Below are 20,885 nucleotides of genomic sequence, written 5' to 3'. Positions count from 1 at the left end.
CAGCCCATCTTCAACGGCCTCGGAAGGGCCGCTCAAATCCGCAAGGGATCGATCTCAAGCTGCCAGCGCACGCCCTTGGCATCGGCCATCGCGTCGCTGAAAGTTTGCACCCACTCGCTGATAAAGCGTTGAAGAGCAAGGCGGGATGTGCTCTCCACCAGCATCTGCGCGCGCTCCCGGTTGGCCACACGCACCATCGACATCGGCACGGGATCATGGAGTTGCACCTCCGGCGCCATCCGGCACGCATCCGCGCGGTTGCGCGCGCCCTGGAGGAAGGCCAGCGCCCGCTCCAGCTGGCCGTGCTCGGCCGTGACCAGCACCTGGTAAGCGAACGGGGGCAACCCGGCCTGGCGCCGCTCGCGCAACTGCGTTGCCGCGAATCCATCATAGTCATGGCGCACCAGTGCCTGCAATGCCGATGCATCGGGATAGCGGGTCTGGATCAGGACTTCGCCGGCCAGGCCTGCCCGGCCGGCGCGGCCGGCCACCTGCATCAGGGAGGCGAACAGATGCTCGGCGGCGCGGAAATCGTGGCTGAACATGGCGGCGTCGGGATGGACGATGCCGACCAGCGTCACACGCTGGAAGTCGTGCCCCTTGGCCACCATCTGGGTGCCGACCAGGATGTCGACCTCGCCTGCGTGCACTTCGTCGAACATGGCCTGGGCACTGCCCTTGCGGCGCGTGGAATCGGCGTCGATGCGGGCGATGCGGGCCTGCGGGAAGCGCGCCGCCAGCGCTTCCTCGATGCGCTGGGTGCCGCGCCCGAGCGGCGCCACGTCGACATTGCCGCAGTCCGGACAATGGTGCGGCACCGGTGACTCCAGCCCGCAGTGGTGGCAGCGCAGCCGGCGTTCCGGCCGGTGCAGCACCAGGTAGGCGGAGCAGCGCGGGCAGCCTGACAGCCAGCCGCAGCTGTCGCAAGCGAGCACCGGCGCATAGCCGCGCCGGTTAAGGAAAAGCAGGCTCTGCTCGCCGCGGGCCAGGCGCGCCTCGATGGCGTTCAGCAGCGGCACCGACAAGCCCTCGTAGAGGGCGCGCTGGCGCTGGCGCTCCTGGTTAAGGTCGACCAGCTTTACGGCGGGCAGCGTGGCATCGGTCTGGGCGCGCTCGCGCAGCACCAGCTTGCGATAGGTGCCCTGCTCCGCGCGCCACCAGGACTCCATCGACGGCGTGGCCGAACCCAGCACCACCGCGATGCCGAGTTGCTTGGCGCGCCATACCGCCAGGTCGCGCGCCGAGTAGCGCAGGCCTTCCTGCTGTTTGTAGGAGGTATCGTGCTCTTCGTCGACCACGATCATGGCCAGGTGCGGCAGCGAGGCCATGACCGCCAGCCGCGTGCCCAGCACGATGCGCGCCTCGCCGCGGTGCGCGGCCAGCCATTGCAGGGTGCGCTCCTGGTCGGCCAGGCCACTGTGCAGTACCGCCAGAGGCAGATGCGGGAAGCGCGCGGCGATACGGCCCTGCAATTGCGGTGTGAGGTTGATTTCCGGCACCAGCATCAACGCTTGCGCCCGTGGATCCCGCGCCAGCACTTCGGCCATGGCGTGCAGGTAGACCTCGGTCTTGCCACTGCCGGTCACGCCGTGAAGCAGGAAGGGCGAGAATCCGCTGGCCTGGCCGATCGCCTCCACCGCCACGCGCTGTTCTTCGTGCAGCGGCGGCGCGACGGACGGCTCGGCCGCCGAAGGCGCCCCCAGCAGGGGCTGGTCCGCGCGCACCGAACTCGCCCAGCCCGCCTCGACCCACTCGGCCAGACGCGACGGCGCGGCGCTGCAGAGCGCGCGCGCCTCGCCGGCGGATACGGCCCGCCCGTCTTCGCTGGCGGCCACCAGGGCTTGCGCCAGCGCCAGCACGGTACGGGCGCGTGGCGGCACCGCAGCCAGCAGCGCGGCGCCCTGCCCCGGCACCACGCGGTAATGCTCGCTGCGGGCACGCAGTGCCAGGCGTGCCCAGCCCTCGGCCTCGCGCAGCGCCGGCGGCAGCGCCGGCAGCATGACCTCGCCCAGGCAGCGGTGATAGTAGCGGGCGGCAAACTCGGCCAGCGCGATCCAATGGGCGCCGAGCGGGGGCAACCAGTCCAGGCGCTGCGCGACCGGACGCAGCCGCTCGGCCGGCACGTCCGAGTGGGTGGAACGCGACACCGCCACGCCCACCAGCATGCGGCGGCCAAACGGCACCGCCACCAGTTCCCCCGGCTGCACTTCCGGGGGAGCAAGATAGTCGAAAAAGTCGTCTGCAGGTGTATCGAGCGCCACCTGCGCCACGGCAGGCCCGGCGGCGGCCGCACCTGGCAAGGCCGGGGAAAGTGCCATCGGCCCGGCGTCTCCGGGGATCGCCGGCAACGTCACGGCGCGGCTCCGGCGGCGCGGGCGGAACGCTGCATCGGGTACGGTCCAGTATGGGGCGGCGACGCCCATTGCGTGTGCAGACGAACGCTGTGCAGCTTCCCGGACAGATCAAGTGTGCGGCGCAACATCAACTTAAAGTAACGCTTCAAATGTGCCCCTAAGTCGATGATAGATGGCGGGTTTTCCCGGCCCCGGGCACCGCCTGTGGATAACTTTGTTGAAAACTCGTCCGGAGTTTCTGCGAAGGCCCGTAAAACAAGGCTTTCACTGGCATTCCGGCACACTCCCGAGCCCGTGCAATCCCTTGTAAATCAAGGACTTGCCGCCCTCCCTCAGATGAGTTAAGCACTAACCCGCTCTTGCACTGCGGAAAACCCATTGATGTGCATAAGTCAAGCCTTGACAAGCGCGTAGCGGCACCGAAAAGGCGAAATATTGCAAAATAGTTTACTTGACAGCGCTTTGGGCAAGCCTCCCCCGCCACCCGTTGCGCACGGCGCCGTGCGCGAACGCGCCTCGCTGCGGCGCACAGGCGGTATCCCCCGGTGGGAGGGAAAGCATGCACTGCCTGTCACTTGGCCGTGGCACGAAGCTTCCGGCTGTAGCCATGCACCTCGTCCACCAGCACGGTCACATGCTCGGGCGGCGTGAACTGGGAAATGCCATGGCCGAGGTTGAAAACGTGTCCGTCGCTGCCGCCGCCGGCGGCATAGCTATCGAGCACACCACGCACTTGCTCGCGGATGGCCGCTTCCGGCGCAAACAGCACATTGGGATCGATATTGCCTTGCAGGGCGACGCGGCCACCGATACGGCGGCGCGCCTGGGCCAGGTTGACGGTCCAGTCCAGGCCCAGCGCGTCGGCACCGATATCGGTGAGCTCTTCGAGCCACAGGCCGCCGCCCTTGGTGAACACGATGGCCGGCACTTGCTGGCCGTCATGCTCGCGCTTCAGCCCTGCCAGCACGCGGCGCATATAGGCCAGCGAGAAGGCCTGGTACATGCCGTCGGCCAGCGTGCCGCCCCAGGTGTCGAACAGCATGACGGCCTGCGCACCCGCCTCGATCTGCGCATTCAGGTAGGCCGCTACCGCCTGGGCATTGATCTCCAGGATGCGGTGCATCAGGTCGGGGCGGCTGTACATCATCGCCTTGACCGTGCGGAAATCCGACGAGCCGGCGCCTTCGACCATGTAGCAGGCCAGCGTCCAGGGGCTGCCCGAGAAGCCGATCAGCGGCACGCGCTGGCGGCCATCCTGCACCAGCGCCCGGCGGATCTCGCTGACCGCGTCGAACACGTAGCGCAGCGATGCCATGTCCGGCACCGCCAGCTTCCTGACGTCGCCCTCGGTGCGCAGGGGGTGGGCGAAGCGCGGGCCCTCGCCCTGCGCGAACGACAGCCCCAGGCCCATGGCGTCGGGCACGGTCAGGATGTCGGAGAAAAGGATGGCCGCGTCGAGCGGATAGCGCGCGAGCGGTTGCAGGGTCACCTCGGTGGCGTAGGCAGGGTTCTTGGCCAGGCCGAGGAAGCTGCCTGCGCGGGCGCGCGTGGCATTGTATTCGGGCAGGTAGCGCCCCGCCTGACGCATCAGCCACAGCGGGGTGTACTCGGTGGGTTGCCGGCGCAGCGCGCGCAGGAAGGTATCGTTCTGCAATGCGGTCATGGTCATCCTCGTAAGACCGCCATTTTACGGGATGGCCGGTCGCTGCCGATGCTCTTGTGGCAGACCCGGCGGCGCGGGGGCGATACGCCGGCCGGGCCATCTAGATATCCGCCGCCAGTTCCTTGAAGGCCAGCGCTGCGCGGCGCATCCATTCGCGCGCGCGCGGGACATCCGGCTGCAGGCGGGCAAAGCCGTGGGTCATGCCGCTCGCTTCGAGCGTGATGACCGGCGCGCCATAGCGCACAAGGTAGTCGGCGTAGGCCAGGCCGTCGTCGCGCAGCACGTCGTGGGCGGCCACTATCACCACGCTGGCGGGAGGCAGGTGCCGCGGCGCGGTGCCCATCAGGTGAATGCGGGTGTCTTCGATGGCTGCGCCCTCGGCAAGGCGCTCGGCACCGATGAACTGGGTCCAGAACCAGGCCATTTCGTCGCGTGTCAGGCCAGGGCCGTCCGCAAAGGCGCGGTAGCTCTCCGTAGCAAGCACCGGGGCCGCCACCGGATAGATCAGCAACTGGGCGCTGACCAGGCCAGGACGGCCTTGCGCGTTGGCCCAGCGCGCCGCTTGCGCCGCCAGGTGCCCGCCGGCGCTGTCGCCGGCCACGGCCAGGAAACCCGGGTCCAGGCGCAGCCGCACACGCTGCTCGGCGAACCACAGCACTGACCCGAGTGCATCGTCGCAAGGTGCGGGAAAGGGATGTTCCGGAGCCATGCGGTAATCGACGCTGGCTACCGCGCAGCCCGTGTCCGCGGCCATCAGCGCCGCCACGCCGTGATGCGTGTCATGCGAGCCGACCACCCAGCCACCACCGTGGAAATAGACGATCAGGCGCGGCGCGGCCACCCCCACCGGACGGAACAGGCGCGCCGCCAGGGTACGGCCCGGCAGCGGGATTTCCAGGTCGGTGGCCGTGATGCCTTCCGGGTCCGGCGCGGCCGAAATGGCCGCGATCTCGGCGAAGCGCGCGCGGCGGGCGGCGGCATCGGCAGGGGCGGCCTGGCCGGCATAGCGCTCGGCGAGCCGGCGATAGTAGTCGAGAAGCTGGGGATCGATGGCCATGGCGGCTTGGGCTGGGTTGCGCAGTCTGGGACTTGCTGGTGCTGGATTCTGCCGCGCCGGTGGCGCGGCTCTGCGGGTTGGCCGGCCTGGCATGGCGCGCTGCTGGCGCGTGCCGTGCCGGGCCGACCCTGCAGTGTAGCGGGATCAGGCCGCCTGGCGCATCAGCTCGATCTTGCTGCAGCGGTCCTGCACCGCCAGCATGCCGGCGGCACTGGCGCGGGCGACGGCCTCGTCACTGACGATGCCCAGCTGCAGCCAGACGCCGCGCGCGCCGATCGCGATGGCGTCCTCGACCACGGGCGGCACGTCGGCGGCACGGCGGAAAACGTCGACCCATTCGATGCCCTGGCCCGTCCCGGCCAGTTCCGCGGCCGCGTCGGCCAGGCTGGCATGGCAGGTTTCGCCCAGAATACGCTCGCCGGCGTGGCGCGGATTGACCGGGACGATGCGATAGCCGCGGCGCTGCAGGAACGCAGCCACCTCGTGGCTGGCCCGGTCCGGGCGGTCGGACAGGCCAACCACCGCCACCGTCTTCATGGCCAGCATGCCGCGTATGGCCGCCTGCATCCGGGTCCCGTCGCAAACGTCGCTCGCATTGCTCATATCTTTCCTTCTCCTCGGGTTAGGGGGATTTATCCTGGCCGGCACCATTCGGGCGGGCACAATTGCCCAGCCGCGCGAACGGCACCGCCACCTGGTAAGAGCCCTGCGCGAACGGGCCCACGGCATAGGGGGCGTAGTGCAAGACCACGCCTCCGCGATACAGGGTAAACGGCAGGAGCGGGTCGTGTACGGCCTGCTCACCAAGCGCACCGTGCGCGGGTGCGGCGGCGCCCTGCCGCTTCAGCGCCGCCTGCAGTTCCTCGTTGAGCCGGGCCAGGCACGTCTCGCCCGGCTGTAGCAGGTCGCCCAGCAGGATACGCGTATAGACGGCCTGGGGAGATGCCGGGAAGGCCGCCGACGCAGGCTCGGCCGCAGCGCGCCGCCAACTGCCTCCGGCGTAGTCGAGGCTGCCATGCGCCCCGCCGCTATAGCGCCAGGTGGTACGCAACAGGCTGACGGTACCGGCATCCAGCCGCATCAGTTCGATCGCGCTGCGGCATTCCCGCTCGCCATCGCCGCAGCCGCTGGTACGCAAGGACGCAATCAGGGCGTCGAGGCCGGGGCGGCCGGTTTCGGGAAAACGCTCTGTCAGGCGCACGCCGCCGGCGTCCACGCTGCGCTCGCGGTAAACCGCTTTGCGGGTCAGCGAGAGCGGCAGCCGGCGCGTGCCGTCTGCGCTGGTCCATTGTCCGCTCAGTGTCCTGCCATCGGCGGCGACGGTGCCCTCGAAGCGAGCGCCGTTGCGCGGGAGCGTGCCGGCCGGCGCCTCGCCGCCGGCATCCCGCTCGCGCCAGCTTAAACTGCCGTCCGATGTCAATTGGCCATCCAGTTGACGGGGGGTGGCCGCGAGCCTTGAATCGTAACGGGCAGTCCCATCGATCCTGTCGGTGCCGGCCTGCGGAAATAGGGTTATCGATACCTGCACGCGGCCCTCTAGCTCACCTTGCCACAAGGCACCGCCGGAGGCTTGCGGCTCGGCCGCGCGCACCGGCGTGCCGGCCAGCAAAGCGGCCGCAGATAGCGCCGCCAGGCCAAGCTGGACAAGGCCTCCACGGATACCGGCAGGGACCTGCGCAAAGGGGGGAAAGGAGGAAGTCGGCGGCATGGCAATCGGTGGCCAGACCGCTGGGCGGGTGGCGCGAATAGCGAAAGCTATGGGACTGGCACCGTCTGGTGATGTTCCCGCCGCCTGGCAGCAAGGCGGGTGGTATGAGAAAAAATATGCCTATTCAGACGCAAATCCCGTTACCGCGCTTTCAACTTCTTGCAAACCGATACATTTTGTTACTGCCATCCCCAAAAGTTTCCCCCACAATGCCTTAACACAATCAGATTTTGTGAAAGGCGCACTTTCCCCCGAAACAGAAAGGGAAAGCGCCGTTGAAGAAAGCCAAAGGAATCATTTCCCACCCAGATTTACCGGATCGCAGGCCTTGCCTGCGGTTGGTGTACCAGGTTGAGATGTTGGCGCATGCCGGTTTCCGCTGGTCGGATCGTCTGAATGCGATCTGTACCGCCTGACCGGAGAGTGGACCACTGTGTAGTGGCCGGCGCCTGTTGGTTGACCTGGACCGTACCCGTTCCTTCGAATTGACCCCTCGAAGGGATTTTCCCGTCCGCGCGGAGCCTCCCCGGCCCGCGCGCTTTTTTTTGTCCTGAGCCGTCAGAATAGTCGTAGAGGTGCAAAAAAGGCAGCCTCCCGGCTGCCTTTTTTTACGCCACTGCCAAAAAAACAACAGCGATGGCGGACCTGCTTTTTCTTACCGTTTGCGACGCAGGCGCGCGATGGCGGCCAGTTGCGCAGCAGCAACGGCGAGCTCGCCCTGGGCACGTGCCAGGTCGAGATCGCTGCTCTGGTTCTGCATCAGTTCCTCGGCCGCGCGCTTGGCTTCCTGCGCCTTGGCTTCGTCGAGATCGCTGCCGCGGATGGCGGTGTCCGCCAGCACGGTGACGTGCTTGGGCTGGACTTCAAGAATGCCGCCGGCCACGAACACGAACTCTTCGCTACCGTCTTCCTTCTCGATGCGCACCGCGCCCGGCTGGATACGCGTAATCAGCGGCGTATGGCCCGGCAGGATACCCAGCTCGCCCGACTCGCCCGGCAGCGCCACGAACTTCGCCTGACCGGAGAAGATCGACGCTTCGGCGCTGACGACGTCTACAAGAATGGTTGCCATGTGAATTCCTTTGTCCCTGAAAGCTTCGGCTTCCCGTTGCCAGGAAGCAGGTATTCCACTTTCAGGCCAAGCGCGGCCGCCGCCGACATTGCTGTCCACGGCAACCGCCACTACGGCGCTGAAAGCGAAAGACTCCGCTTACTGGAGCTTCTTGGCCTTCTCGAAGGCTTCGTCGATCGAACCGACCATGTAGAACGCCTGCTCGGGCAGGTGATCGCACTCGCCGTCCACCAGCATCTTGAAGCCGCGGATGGTTTCCTTCAGCGGCACGTACTTGCCCGGCGAACCCGTGAACACTTCCGCGACGTGGAAGGGCTGCGACAGGAAGCGCTGGATCTTACGAGCGCGCGACACCGACTGCTTGTCTTCCGGCGACAGTTCGTCCATGCCCAGAATCGCGATGATGTCGCGCAGTTCCTTGTAGCGCTGCAGCGTTTGCTGCACGCGACGGGCCACGTCGTAGTGCTCCTGACCCACCACTTGCGGGTCGAGCTGACGCGAGGTCGAGTCGAGCGGATCGACGGCGGGGTAGATACCCAGCGCGGCGATGTCACGCGACAGCACCACGGTCGAGTCCAGGTGCAGGAAGGTGGTGGCAGGCGACGGGTCGGTCAAGTCATCCGCAGGCACGTACACGGCCTGGATCGACGTGATCGAGCCGGTCTTGGTCGAGGTGATGCGCTCTTGCAGCTTACCCATTTCCTCGGCCAGCGTCGGCTGGTAACCCACTGCGGAAGGCATACGGCCCAGCAGTGCCGACACTTCCGTACCGGCCAGCGTGTAGCGGTAGATGTTGTCGACGAAGAACAGGATGTCACGGCCTTCGTCGCGGAACTTCTCGGCCATGGTCAGGCCGGACAGTGCCACGCGCAGACGGTTGCCCGGCGGCTCGTTCATCTGGCCGAACACCATGGCCACCTTGTCGAGAACGTTCGAGTCCTTCATTTCGTGGTAGAAGTCGTTCCCTTCACGGGTACGCTCGCCCACGCCGGCGAACACCGACAAACCGCTGTGCTGCTTGGCGATGTTGTTGATGAGCTCCATCATGTTCACGGTCTTGCCGACGCCGGCGCCACCGAACAGACCCACCTTGCCGCCCTTGGCGAACGGGCAGACCAGGTCGATCACCTTGATGCCGGTTTCCAGCAGGTCGACCGAAGGCGACAGTTCGTCGAACTTCGGGGCCTTCTGGTGGATCGCGCGCAGCTCGTCCGAAGCGATCGGGCCGGCTTCGTCGATGGGACGACCCAGCACGTCCATGATGCGGCCCAGGGTGCCGTGACCAACCGGCACCGAAATCGGCGCGCCGGTGCTCTTCACGTTCATGCCGCGGCGCAGGCCGTCGGACGAACCGAGGGCAATGGTACGCACCACGCCGTCGCCCAGCTGCTGCTGCACTTCAAAGGTCAGGCCCTTCTCGGCGAACGAGGCTTCGTTGCTGTCTTCCAGCACGAGCGCTTCGTACACCTTCGGCAGCGCGTCGCGGGGGAACTCGATGTCCACCACGGCGCCAATACACTGCACAATATTTCCGATACTCATTTCGTATCTCCGATAGCTTGAATACTTGACGCCTTAGACGGCTGCGGCACCGCTGACGATTTCCGACAGTTCCTTGGTGATCGCTGCCTGACGGGTCTTGTTGTAGACCAGTTGCAGTTCGCCGATCACGTTCTTGGCATTGTCGGATGCCGCCTTCATGGCCACCATGCGCGCCGATTGCTCGGACGCCATGTTTTCGGCCACGGCCTGGTACACCAGCGCTTCGACGTAGCGGACCAACAGTTCTTCCACTACGGTCTGGGCGTCGGGCTCGTAGATGTAATCCCACGAGTAGGCGCGCTTTTCATCTTCGGTCTGGGCAAACTTGTCGGCGGGGAGCGGCAACAGCTGCTCCACCATCGGCTCCTGCTTCATCGTATTGATGAACTTGGTGTAAGCCAGGTACACAGCATCCACCTCACCATTGGTGAAGGCATCGAGCTGGACCTTGATCGCGCCGATCAGTTTTTCCAGATGCGGGGTGTCACCGAGGTGCACCACGTGCGAGAGCACCTTGCCGCCGATGCGGCTCAGGAACTGCAGGCCCTTGGAACCGATGGCGGTGCTTTGCACCGTCACGCCACGGTTCTGCAGGTCGCGCAGTTCGTTGGTCACCGCACGCAGCACGTTCGTGTTCATACCGCCGCACAGGCCCTTGTCGGTCGTCACCACGATCATGCCGGCGCGCTTGACTTCGCGCGCGACCATGAAGGGGTGCTTGAACTCGGGGTTGGCTGCAGCCAGGTGCGCCGCGATGTTGCGCACCTTCTCGGCGTAGGGGCGGGCATTACGCATCCGTTCCTGCGCCTTGCGCATCTTGGACGCGGCGACCATCTCCATCGCCTTGGTGATCTTGCGCGTGTTTTGCACGCTCTTGATCTTGGTTCGAATTTCTTTCGTTCCGGCCATATCTTCCTCTCCATTCGTGCTGCACCGGCACCGTCATGGCAACGGCCGGCCGGCGCAGTTTCGTGGAATCACGCGGTTAGAACGCGGCGGACTTCCTGAAATCCTCGATCGCGGCACGCAGCGTGGCTTCATCTTCCTTCGAGAGATCTTTCGTCTCTTCGATGCGGTTGACGAGGTCGGCGTACTTGGTCTTCAGATGGTCGTGCAGGCCCTTCTCGAATGCGAGAATGTCTTTCACGTCCACGTTGTCGAGGAAGCCATTGTTGGCAGCGTACAGCGACGCGGCCAGCTGCCACACCTGCAGCGGCAGGTATTGAGCCTGCTTGAGCAGTTCCGTCACGCGGCGGCCGCGCTCCAGCTGCTTGCGGGTGGCTTCGTCCAGGTCGGAAGCGAACTGCGCGAACGCAGCCAGTTCACGGTACTGGGCCAGGTCGGTACGGATACCGCCGGAGAGCTTCTTGACGACCTTGGTCTGGGCGGCACCACCAACGCGCGACACCGAGATACCGGCGTTGATTGCGGGGCGGATACCAGCGTTGAACAGGTCGGTTTCCAGGAAGATCTGACCGTCGGTAATCGAGATCACGTTGGTCGGCACGAAGGCGGACACGTCGCCAGCCTGCGTTTCGATCACGGGCAGCGCGGTCAGCGAACCCGTCTTGCCGGTCACGGCACCCTTGGTGAACTTCTCGACGTACTCGGCGTTCACGCGAGCAGCACGCTCGAGCAGACGCGAGTGCAGGTAGAACACGTCGCCAGGGTAGGCTTCGCGGCCCGGCGGACGGCGCAGCAGCAGCGACACCTGGCGGTAGGCCCAGGCTTGCTTGGTCAGGTCGTCATAGACGATCAGCGCGTCTTCACCGCGGTCGCGGAAGTACTCGCCCATGGTGCAGCCGGCGTAGGCAGCCAGGTACTGCATGGCGGCGGAGTCCGAAGCCGAAGCGGCGACCACGATGGTGTATTCCATCGCGCCCAGTTCTTCGAGCTTGCGCACCACGTTGCTGATGGTCGAAGCCTTCTGACCGATCGCCACGTAGACGCAGAAAACGCCCTTGCCCTTCTGGTTGATGATGGCGTCGACAGCCACGGCGGTCTTGCCGGTCTGGCGGTCGCCAATGATCAGCTCGCGCTGGCCACGGCCGATCGGCACCATCGCGTCGATCGACTTCAGGCCGGTCTGCACCGGCTGGCTGACCGACTGACGTGCGATCACGCCAGGGGCAACCTTTTCGATCACGTCGGTTTCCTTGGCGTTGATCGGGCCCTTGCCGTCGATCGGCTGACCCAGCGTGTTGACCACGCGGCCCAGCAGTTCCTTGCCAACCGGCACTTCCAGAATGCGGCCGGTGCACTTGACCGGGTCGCCTTCCGAAATGTGTTCGTAGTCGCCCAGCACCACGGCACCGACGGAGTCGCGCTCGAGGTTCAGCGCGAGGCCGAAGGTGTTGCCGGGGAATTCCAGCATCTCGCCCTGCATCACGCCGGACAGGCCGTGCACGCGGCAGATACCATCGGTCACGGAAATCACCGTGCCGGTGTTGCGCACTTCAGCGTCGGCGCCAAGACCCGAGATGCGGGACTTGATCAGCTCGCTGATTTCTGAGGGGTTCAGTTGCATCACAATGCTCCTAATTCTTCAATCCGTCGGCCGGTGTGCGCTTCTCGCGCATCATGCGGTCAGCGCCACTTGCATTGCTGCCAGGCGCGCACGCACGGAGGTGTCGAGCACTTCGTCGCCGACCTTGACGCGCACGCCGCCGATCAGCGACGGGTCTACCGCAACCGAGGGCTGCAGCTTGCGGCCGAACTTGCGTTCGAGCGCGGCGACGAGGTCGGTCAGGGGCGCGCCTTCGATAGGGAAAGCACTCGTGATCTCGACATCGGCCGACCCTTCGCGGTCGTTCTTGAGCGCATGGAACTGCTCGGCGATTTCCGGCAATACCGACAGGCGGTGGTTATCCACCAGCAGGCTGACGAAGCGTTTGGCCTCGTCGTTGACCGGAGACTTCAGGGCCGACAGGAACAGTGCAGCCAGCTTGTCGCCGTGCACGTTCGGATCGCCAGCCACCGCCTTCATGTCGGGATTGGCGGCAACGTGCCCCATTTCCGACACCAGCTCGGACCATGCATCCAGATTGCCGCTCGATTCGGTCGCGACGCGGAACAGCGCCTCCGCGTAGGGGCGGGCAATGGTTGCGGTTTCAGCCATGATTAGAGCTCAGCCTTGAGTTGATTGAGCAGGTCAGCGTGGACCTGCGCGTTCACTTCGCGCTTGAGGATCTGCTCGGCACCCTTGACGGCCAGCACGGCGACCTGGTCACGCAATTGCTCGCGCGCACGGGTGACTTGCTGTTCGGCTTCGGCCTTGGCCTGGGCGATGATGCGTGCGGCTTCCGCCTGGGCGTTGTGCTTGATCTCGTCGGCCGTCAGCTGAGCGCGCTTCTCGGCGTCGGCGACGCGTTGAGCACCCTCGGTGCGGGCTTCGGCCAGGGCCTGGTCCACACGCTTGTTGGCAAGTTCGAGCTCAGCCTTGCCTTTTTCGGCGGCGGCGAGGCCATCGGCGATCTTCTTTGCGCGTTCGTCGAGCGCCTTCACCAGCGGCGGCCAAATAAATTTGGCAACTACCCACCACAGGATGAAGAACACGACCATCTGCGCAAAAAACGTTGCGTTCAGATTCATGGTGTGTTCCTTTCGGTAATCAAACTACAGATAAATGCGCAAGGGCGGCCAGGCTAAGTGGCCCGCGCCGCCCGTCAGCATCATGCAGACCGAAAAGAATTACTTGATGACAGCCAGCAGCGGGTTGGCGAATGCGAACAGCATTGCAACGCCCACGCCGATCAGGAATGCTGCGTCGATCAGGCCAGCCAGCAGGAACATCTTGGTTTGCAGCGGGTTCATCAGCTCGGGCTGACGTGCGCACGCTTCGATGTACTTGCCGCCCATCAGGGCGATACCCAGGCAGGCGCCGATTGCGCCCAGACCGATGATGATGCCGATACCGATAGCGGTCAGACCCTGGATGTTGGCGAGATATGCTTGCATGACGACTCCTTTAATTGAGAAGAGACTTAGAACCAAAAAACCGAAAAACCGAAAATCTAAAAATCAGTGGTGATCGTGTGCCTGGCCGATGTACACCAGCGTCAGCATCATGAAAATGAAAGCCTGCAGCAGAACGATCAGGATGTGGAAGATCGCCCATACCGTACCGGCCAGCACATGACCGACGAAGCCCAGCGCGGACAGGTCCGCACTGAACGTCCAGATGGAACCCAGCAGCGCGATCAGCAGGAACACCAGTTCGCCGGCGTACATATTGCCGAACAACCGCATGCCCAGCGAAACCGCCTTGGCCAGGAATTCGATCAGGTTCAGGATCAGGTTGAACGGGGCCAGGTACCACTTGGCGCCGAACGGGGCCGACAGCAGTTCGTGCACGAAGCCGCCCGCGCCCTTGATCTTGAAGCTGTAATAGATCATCAGCACCAGAACCGAGCAAGACATGCCCAGCGTGCCGTTCAGGTCGGCCGTGGCAACGGCGCGATGGTGCGGCAGGTGGATGTGGAAGATGCCCAGCAGGCTGTTCAGGCCGGTGACCCAGTCGACCGGGATCAAGTCGATGGCGTTCATCATGGTGATCCAGCAGAACACCATCAGCGCCAGCGGGGCAATGAAGGTACGGTCGCCATGGATGATGCCCTTGGCCTGGTCGTCGACCATTTCGACGATCATCTCGACGAAGGCCTGGAAGCGGCCCGGCACGCCGGTCGTGACGCGGCGCGCGGCGGCGTACAGGAACAGCACGGCGATGGCGCCGCACAGCACCGACCAGAACACGGTGTCGTAGTTGAGGACGCTGAAGTCAACGACGGAGGCTTGCTTGCCGCCAACGGAGTTGAGGTTCTGCAAGTGTTCGGCGATATAGCCGGAGGGGGTGAGCGCCTGTTCGGCGCCTTGAGCAGCTGACATGTCGAAACGAACCGTAATATTGCGAAACCAGTTGCCGGCGTCCTGCCGGTACGCTTCTTGCACCGCCTTCAGCATGATTTGCTGGTCACCGCGGGCAAGCTCGTCTGAACCTTATCTGCGCCGCGCTTCACCCTTGTGACGCGCCACGCCAAAAAACTCTTGATATTCCGTTTTCGTGCCCCACTTCGAACCAAACAGGCAGCAGCACTTTCATTCGAACCGCCGCGCCGGCCGCTTTGCTCCGGGCTTGGCCCTAGCGAATCGCCAGCGCCACCCAGTAGGTCTTGAGCGCAAGCAGGAATGTGACCAGCATCGGCACCCAGCGCAACTCGCGGTACAGCACGACCACCAGCACAAACAGTGCGACGGTGGCAAACACCTTGATCGCCTCGCCGACCACGAGGCCGCTGATCGAGGTACGCTCGCGCGACAGCCAGAGGCGCAAGGCAAAGAACCCGCTCGGCACGAAGCACACAGCGCCGCCAAACAGTGCGGACCAGCCGGCCGCGCCGGCATTTCCGCCGGCAAACAGCCGCCAGGCAATCGCGGACAAAACCGTAACCGCCACCTGCGCCAGCACGACCCTGCCGGGCGTCATGCGCGAAGGGCGCAGCGCTCGCTTGCCGAACAGCGTTTCCGCCTCAGCACGCGACAGCGGATCGACCGCCTCTTCCTCGCGCTCCGCCTCGTCTTCATCCCAGGCATTACGCGTGCGCCAGTCCTTTTTCTGACTGGCATCATGACGATCTGAAACCACCTGCTATGCCTCTGCTGGTTGTTTAATCCAGCCCGGAACTTTTCTGGACCGGCCGGAATTCAAACCGCACGATTTTACGAGGAATGCACCATGCGAGTCAATCTGCTTACAGACGCCTTGCAACGGTCCGCATTTCGCTTGCAAGTATCCGTGAATCAAGATTGCACGCTCGGCGGAGTCCGGCCAATAACGCGCCAGGTAATTGAATCGTTCAATGCTGGTGGCGCATCATCGTGGTTCAATGGCCTTGCACAGACCTTACACACGCCCGACTGCCGCCCTGCCCGTGGTAATCGCACCACGCGGCAACAGCCGTTAATCGCGCACTATTTTTGGGAAACCCGCTCAGGCGGAGGACTGGCTCTCGCCGGGCTCGCGCAGCCGCGTCAATACACCGTCGAGCGCATCGTTGCTGGTGAAGTGAATGGTCAGTTGGCCTTTGCCCCGCGCGCCCAGTTTGATCTGCACCGGCAGGCCGAGCACGTCGGACAGTTCTTCCTCGAGGCGGGCCACGTCGCGCACCGGCGTGCCGTTGTGCGGCTTTTCCGTCCTGAGATCAAAGGGCTTGAGGCTGGAGGCTACCAGCTTTTCAGTCTCGCGCACCGATAGACGCTTATTAATGATCTGATTGGCGAGCGTGATCTGGTTGGCACCGTCCACGGGGAGCAACGCGCGTGCGTGTCCCATGTCGAGATCGCCTGCCATCAGCATGGTTTGCACCGGTTGAGCCAGGTTCAGCAGACGCAGCAGGTTGGACACCGCGCTGCGCGAGCGGCCCACCGATTCCGCCGCCTGCTCATGCGTGAAATTGAATTCACGCACCAAACGCATGATGCCCTGCGCCTCTTCCAGCGGGTTGAGGTCTTCGCGCTGGATATTCTCGATGAGCGCCATCGCGGCCGCGGCTTCGTCGGCGACGTCCTTGACCAGCACCGGGACTTCTTCCAGCCCGGCGATCTTCGATGCGCGGAAGCGCCGCTCCCCGGCGATGATTTCGTAGCGGTCAGGCTCGGCAACGCGGCGCACCAGGATGGGCTGCATCAACCCCTGGGCACGAATGCTCGCGGCCAGCTCCTGCAACGCCCCTTCGTCCATGCGGGTGCGGGGCTGGTACTTGCCGGGCTGGAGCTGGTCCAGGCGCAGCACGGAGGGCGCGCCCTCCTGCTTGACGGCATCGACGATCTCGGCCGGACCACCCAGCAGGGCCTCCAGTCCGCGGCCCAGGCCCTTCTTCTTCGCGGTACTCATCTCGGTATCCTCGGTATCCTGTATGCGGTGGATCTCAACACGGCACTCAGCCGAGCAGCTTGACGCGCGCGATCATCTCGGCACCGAAGTCGAGGTAGGCCTTGGCCCCCTTGGATGACGGATCGAAGGCAACGCCGGGCACGCCATAGGACGGCGCTTCCGCCAGGCGCACATTGCGGGGGATCACGGTCTTGAACACCTTGTCGCCAAAATGCGACTCAAGCTGGGCCGAGACCTGTTGCTGCAATGTCACACGTGGATCGAACATCACACGCAACAAGCCTATCACTTTCAGGTCACGATTGAGATTGGCATGCACCTGCTTGATGGTATTGACGAGATCGGACAACCCTTCCAGTGCGAAGTACTCGCATTGCATCGGCACGATCACGCCGTTGGCCGCGCACAGGCCATTGAGGGTCAGCAGCGACAGCGACGGCGGGCAGTCGATCAGCACGAAGTCGTATTCGGCATCGACCTCGGCAATCGCGTTCTTGAGGCGGCGTTCGCGCTGGTCCAGTTCCACCAGCTCCACTTCGGCACCGGCCAGCTCGCGGTTGGCGGGCAGCACATCGTATTTGCCGGATTCGGAATGCTGGCGCGCCTGGGCAATCGAGGACAAGCCGACCAGCACCTGGTAGACACTGTGTTCAAGCGCCTGCTTGTCGATACCGGAGCCCATCGAGGCATTGCCCTGCGGATCGAGGTCGATCAGCAACACGCGCTGATCCTGGGCCGCAAGTCCGGCGGCAAGATTCACCGTGGTGGTGGTCTTGCCGACGCCGCCCTTCTGGTTTGCGATCACGAATACCTTGGCCATAAGCTCCTGCTGCTCCTGCTTGATTTCAACCTGCCGGGGGTGGGCGCCGGCGACAACCACCGGCCGGGTCAGCGGCGCGACAGCACCACCAGGTGACGCTCGGCGTCCAGTTCCGGCACGCTCAGGCGCGGAACCGACTCGACCTGCCATTCGGCCATCAACCCTGCCGCTTCCATGCGGTCGAGTTCGGGCTGTGGATAAACACCCTTCATCGCGATCAGCTTGCCTTGCGGCGCCAGCAGGTGGCCGGCGAGCGAAACAAAATCGCTCAGCTCGGCAAACGCACGCGAGGTGATAACGGCGTAACCCTTTTCATCCTGCAGCTTTTCGACCGGCCCCCAGTGGGCGGCGGCATTGGTCAGTCCGAGCTGAGCCCGGCACTGCGTCAGGAAAGCTGTTTTCTTTTGAACGATGTCGACCATCAGCACCGACAGGTCAGGACAGGCGATCGCCAACGGCAACCCGGGCATGCCGCCCCCCGAACCCACGTCGAGCACCCTGCCGCGCGCGCCCTCTTCCACGCCGGCGCTACGTGCGGCCTCGGCCAGTGCGGGCACGGCGGCCAACGAATCCAGCATGTGGTGGGTCAGCATCTCGTCGGGATGACGGATGGCGGTCAGGTTATAGATCGCGTTCCATTTGCGCAGCAGTGCCAGATAGGCAAAAAGCTGGTCGATCCGGGCCGCCGGCAGCGCCAGCCCGATGGTGGACAAGCCGGCCTCCAGGCGGCGGCGCTGATCGGCATCGTCCACGGCGACGTATCGTTGATTCCTCACTCAGGCCGCCTCTTGACTGGAGTCGGACTTGGTACGCCCCATCCCCTTCTTTTTCAAATGAACCAGCAACAACGAAATCGCTGCCGGCGTCACGCCCGAGATACGCGATGCCTGCCCCAGGGTTTCGGGCCGGTGCTGGTTAAGCTTCTGGCTGACCTCGAAGCCCAGGCCACGGACCTCGGTGTAGTCGAAGCCATCCGGCAGGCGGGTGGACTCGTTGGCTTCCAGCTTGTCCACCTCGGCTGCCTGGCGTGCGATGTAGCCGTGGTACTTGATGCCGATCTCGATCTGTTCCCGGATCTGCTCAACCAGCAGCGGATCTGTATCGAGCGGCTGGGCCGGGGCGAACTTGCCACCCTGCAGCGCCATCAACGCTTCGTACTCGACCGCCGGGCGACGGAGCAGATCGGCGAGGTTGTACTCACGCTCGATCGCCTTGCCCAAGAGAGGCACTGCGTCCGCCTCCGGCAGGATGGCCGGATTGACCCAGGTACTCTTCAGGCGTTCTGTTTCACGTGAAACAGCATCGCGTTTCCGGTTGAATGCATCCCAGCGCACATCATCGACCACACCGAGCTCCCGACCGGCCTCGGTAAGTCGCATATCGGCATTATCTTCGCGCAGGCTCAAACGGAACTCTGCGCGGCTGGTGAACATTCGGTACGGTTCCGAGACCCCGCGGGTGATCAGATCATCGACCAGAACCCCAAGATAGGCCTGGTCTCGCCGGGGAGTCCAGGCGGCACGCTCCCGTACGAAGCACCCGGCATTGATGCCCGCCAGCAGGCCCTGGGCCGCGGCTTCCTCATAGCCAGTGGTGCCGTTGATCTGGCCGGCGAAGAACAGGCCCCGGATCGCCTTGGATTCAAGCGAGGCCTTGAGTGCGCGGGGATCGAAGTAGTCGTACTCGATCGCGTAGCCCGGGCGCAGGATATGCGCGTTCTCCATGCCGCGGATCGAGTGCACCAGCGCCAGCTGCACGTCGAACGGCAGGCTGGTGGAGATGCCATTGGGGTAGAACTCGTTGGTGGTCAGGCCTTCGGGTTCCAGGAAGATCTGATGGCTGTCCTTGCTGGCGAAGCGATGGATCTTGTCTTCGATGCTGGGGCAGTAGCGCGGCCCCACGCCTTCGATCACGCCGGTGTACATCGGCGAACGATCGAGGCCGCCACGAATGATGTCGTGGGTGCGGCTATTGGTGTGGGTGATCCAGCACGGCAGCTGCTGCGGATGCTGCTCGGCACGGCCAAGGAAGGAGAACACCGGCACCGGGTCGAGATCGCCTGGTTGCTCCTCCATCACCGAGAAGTCGATGGTGCGGCCATCGATGCGCGGCGGCGTGCCTGTCTTCAACCTGCCCTGGGGCAGCTTCAGTTCCTTCAGGCGGGCCGACAGCGATACCGAAGCCGGATCGCCAGCACGGCCGCCGGTGTAGTTATCCAGCCCCACGTGGATCTTGCCATCCAGGAAGGTGCCGGCGGTCAGCACGACGGCGCGGGCACGGAAGGCGATGCCAACCTGGGTGATGGCGCCGACCACACGATCGCCCTCCACCATCAGGTCATCCACGGCCTGCTGGAACAGCATCAGGTTGGGCTGGTTCTCCAGCCGCGCGCGAATCGCTTTGCGATACAGTACGCGGTCAGCCTGGGCACGGGTGGCACGGACGGCCGGACCCTTGCTGGAATTCAGGATGCGAAACTGGATGCCCGACTCATCCGTGGCAGCCGCCATGGCGCCGCCCATGGCGTCCACTTCCTTGACGAGATGACCCTTGCCAATACCGCCTATCGACGGATTGCAGCTCATCTGGCCGAGGGTCTCGATGTTGTGGCTCAGCAGCAGCGTCTGGCAGCCCATACGCGCCGCGGCGAGCGCGGCTTCCGTGCCGGCGTGGCCACCACCGACAACGATGACATCGAATTCTTTTGGGTAAAGCATGGAGGCACCTCCTCCGGGAGGCTGACGGGAATGAATCGGGATGCCGAATTATAACGGCATTCCTCTGGCCTTCCCTGCGCCGCAGTACGTTTCACGTGAAACGTGGCGCATGAAGGACACGGCTGTGTTCCACGTGAAACAAAAAAGCCGGACCCAAGGGTCCGGCCTTCCTGTGCGTCACGCAAAACCGCAGGAGCGCTACGGTCGCCGTTGCTCGCGCAGATAGGCGGCGATGCGTTCAACCAGTCGGCCAAGATCGCCTCGAAGCTGGTCGAAGCCGGCATTGCGCTCACGCGTCACTTCATCCATATAGAGCGGCCGCCGGATCTCGATCTGCAGGCTGTTGCGCCGCTCAGCCGGACGGCCAATCTGTGCGATCAGCTGCACGCCCTTGTACGGATCGTTCCGCGCTACCGTATATCCCAGCGCGCGCAGCTCCGACGCCACCAGTCCGACAAAGCCCGCCTCGCAAGTCGAGCCATCCCGATCCCCCAGCACAAAGTCCGCCAGCGGGTGCGGGCTCTGGATCTTGAGCCGCTCGTATGCGTTGTTCGGCATGGAATGCAGGTTCAGATGCCAGACCGCGCCGAAGCGTCGATAGGTGTCCTCCACCGCTTCCGACAGCGCCCGATGATAGGGCCGGTAGTAGCGATCGATCCGGCTCCGTACCTCTTGCAGCGAGAGCTTGCGGTCGTAGATCGGGGTCGCCGCATCCATGTTGCGCCAGATCAGCCCATAGCCAAGCCGCGTCTTCTCGCCCGGTGCCAGCGGCTCGGGCCAGGCGCCGTCCAGCAGATCGGGATCGAGATCGTCGAGCGTCCGGTTGGGATCGATGTAGACGCGGGGGAAATTCGCCGCAATCAGTGTGCCTCCGACGCGCGGCACCGCATCCCAGAGCGCGTCGATATGGGTATCCTCGCCCGCCCGCAAACGCTGGGTGGGGATGGCCGCCCGGAAATCCTGCGGGTAATGCGTGCCGCTATGCGGCGAATCACAAACCAGCGGCAAGGACTGCGCCTGCGGCGCGATGTGGACGAAAGGTTCGAAGCTATCGCTCATGCTA

Annotated in this window: 20 protein-coding genes; 1 reads left to right on the top strand and 19 read right to left on the bottom strand. The window is 64.5% G+C overall.

Features of this window, described 5'->3' with window-relative positions:
• Nucleotides 1-32: 32 nt before the first annotated feature.
• From AC3FOF_RS12910 to AC3FOF_RS12890, 5 genes are all read right to left on the bottom strand, one after another.
• Nucleotides 33-2,318, bottom strand: coding sequence for a primosomal protein N' (locus AC3FOF_RS12910; RefSeq protein ID WP_276263773.1), 2,286 nt, complete (start codon nt 2,316-2,318; stop codon nt 33-35).
• 607 nt (nt 2,319-2,925) lie between these two features.
• The gene (gene hemE, locus AC3FOF_RS12905) at nt 2,926-4,023 is read right to left on the bottom strand and encodes a uroporphyrinogen decarboxylase (RefSeq protein WP_488726822.1); all 1,098 of its coding nucleotides are present in this window, start codon (nt 4,021-4,023) and stop codon (nt 2,926-2,928) included.
• A 94-nt stretch (nt 4,024-4,117) separates the two neighbouring features.
• Nucleotides 4,118-5,074: an alpha/beta hydrolase gene (locus AC3FOF_RS12900; protein WP_488726821.1), complete on the bottom strand. Its 957-nt coding sequence runs from the start codon at nt 5,072-5,074 to the stop codon at nt 4,118-4,120.
• A 144-nt stretch (nt 5,075-5,218) separates the two neighbouring features.
• Nucleotides 5,219-5,677, bottom strand: a complete 459-nt coding sequence (locus AC3FOF_RS12895; protein WP_488726820.1) for a CoA-binding protein — start codon at nt 5,675-5,677, stop codon at nt 5,219-5,221.
• A gap of 19 nt (nt 5,678-5,696) precedes the next feature.
• Nucleotides 5,697-6,782 carry an RsiV family protein gene (locus AC3FOF_RS12890; protein ID WP_488726819.1) on the bottom strand — a complete coding sequence of 362 codons (1,086 nt, stop codon included), beginning with the start codon at nt 6,780-6,782 and terminating at the stop codon, nt 5,697-5,699.
• On the opposite strand from AC3FOF_RS12890, the gene AC3FOF_RS12885 reads away from it, so the two are divergent.
• Nucleotides 6,781-7,137: a hypothetical protein gene (locus AC3FOF_RS12885; RefSeq protein ID WP_488726818.1), complete on the top strand. Its 357-nt coding sequence runs from the start codon at nt 6,781-6,783 to the stop codon at nt 7,135-7,137. The genes AC3FOF_RS12890 and AC3FOF_RS12885 overlap by 2 nt on opposite strands.
• Before the next feature lie 300 nt (nt 7,138-7,437).
• Here the strand turns inward: AC3FOF_RS12885 and AC3FOF_RS12880 are convergent, their stop codons facing one another.
• The 14 genes from AC3FOF_RS12880 to AC3FOF_RS12815 all read right to left on the bottom strand — a co-directional run bounded on the left by AC3FOF_RS12880 (nt 7,438) and on the right by AC3FOF_RS12815 (nt 20,881).
• Nucleotides 7,438-7,854, bottom strand: coding sequence for a F0F1 ATP synthase subunit epsilon (locus AC3FOF_RS12880; RefSeq protein WP_017224625.1), 417 nt, complete (start codon nt 7,852-7,854; stop codon nt 7,438-7,440).
• A gap of 138 nt (nt 7,855-7,992) precedes the next feature.
• Nucleotides 7,993-9,396 carry a F0F1 ATP synthase subunit beta gene (gene atpD, locus AC3FOF_RS12875; protein ID WP_017224624.1) on the bottom strand — a complete coding sequence of 468 codons (1,404 nt, stop codon included), beginning with the start codon at nt 9,394-9,396 and terminating at the stop codon, nt 7,993-7,995.
• Nucleotides 9,397-9,429: 33 nt separating this feature from the next.
• Entirely contained in the window at nt 9,430-10,305 is an 876-nt protein-coding gene (atpG, locus tag AC3FOF_RS12870) for a F0F1 ATP synthase subunit gamma (RefSeq protein ID WP_017224623.1), read from the bottom strand.
• Between the two features lie 76 nt (nt 10,306-10,381).
• Nucleotides 10,382-11,923: a F0F1 ATP synthase subunit alpha gene (atpA, locus tag AC3FOF_RS12865; RefSeq protein ID WP_017224622.1), complete on the bottom strand. Its 1,542-nt coding sequence runs from the start codon at nt 11,921-11,923 to the stop codon at nt 10,382-10,384.
• A gap of 51 nt (nt 11,924-11,974) precedes the next feature.
• Nucleotides 11,975-12,514, bottom strand: coding sequence for a F0F1 ATP synthase subunit delta (locus AC3FOF_RS12860; protein WP_017224621.1), 540 nt, complete (start codon nt 12,512-12,514; stop codon nt 11,975-11,977).
• Between the two features lie 2 nt (nt 12,515-12,516).
• Nucleotides 12,517-12,987, bottom strand: coding sequence for a F0F1 ATP synthase subunit B (locus tag AC3FOF_RS12855; RefSeq protein WP_017224620.1), 471 nt, complete (start codon nt 12,985-12,987; stop codon nt 12,517-12,519).
• 99 nt (nt 12,988-13,086) lie between these two features.
• The gene (atpE, locus tag AC3FOF_RS12850) at nt 13,087-13,353 is read right to left on the bottom strand and encodes a F0F1 ATP synthase subunit C (RefSeq protein ID WP_006157246.1); all 267 of its coding nucleotides are present in this window, start codon (nt 13,351-13,353) and stop codon (nt 13,087-13,089) included.
• A gap of 63 nt (nt 13,354-13,416) precedes the next feature.
• Nucleotides 13,417-14,280: a F0F1 ATP synthase subunit A gene (atpB, locus tag AC3FOF_RS12845; protein ID WP_035806615.1), complete on the bottom strand. Its 864-nt coding sequence runs from the start codon at nt 14,278-14,280 to the stop codon at nt 13,417-13,419.
• Between the two features lie 253 nt (nt 14,281-14,533).
• Nucleotides 14,534-15,037 carry an ATP synthase subunit I gene (locus tag AC3FOF_RS12840; protein ID WP_017224618.1) on the bottom strand — a complete coding sequence of 168 codons (504 nt, stop codon included), beginning with the start codon at nt 15,035-15,037 and terminating at the stop codon, nt 14,534-14,536.
• Nucleotides 15,038-15,382: 345 nt separating this feature from the next.
• A complete protein-coding gene (locus tag AC3FOF_RS12835) occupies nt 15,383-16,285 on the bottom strand; it encodes a ParB/RepB/Spo0J family partition protein (RefSeq protein ID WP_017224617.1) in 903 nt (300 codons plus the stop codon).
• Nucleotides 16,286-16,331: 46 nt separating this feature from the next.
• Nucleotides 16,332-17,105 (bottom strand): ParA family protein, encoded by a 774-nt coding sequence (locus AC3FOF_RS12830; RefSeq protein ID WP_017224616.1) that lies wholly within the window; start codon nt 17,103-17,105, stop codon nt 16,332-16,334.
• A 68-nt stretch (nt 17,106-17,173) separates the two neighbouring features.
• A complete protein-coding gene (gene rsmG / locus AC3FOF_RS12825; protein WP_035806607.1) occupies nt 17,174-17,881 on the bottom strand; it encodes a 16S rRNA (guanine(527)-N(7))-methyltransferase RsmG in 708 nt (235 codons plus the stop codon).
• Nucleotides 17,882-19,822, bottom strand: a complete 1,941-nt coding sequence (gene mnmG / locus AC3FOF_RS12820) for a tRNA uridine-5-carboxymethylaminomethyl(34) synthesis enzyme MnmG (protein ID WP_017224614.1) — start codon at nt 19,820-19,822, stop codon at nt 17,882-17,884.
• A gap of 198 nt (nt 19,823-20,020) precedes the next feature.
• Nucleotides 20,021-20,881, bottom strand: coding sequence for an N-formylglutamate amidohydrolase (locus AC3FOF_RS12815; RefSeq protein WP_017224613.1), 861 nt, complete (start codon nt 20,879-20,881; stop codon nt 20,021-20,023).
• Between the last annotated feature and the right edge of the window lie 4 nt (nt 20,882-20,885).

This window comes from Cupriavidus sp. 96C5-1, from assembly GCF_057798855.1.
Note: the sequence above shows the minus strand (reverse complement) of the source record. Positions and strands in the feature narration are given on the sequence as shown.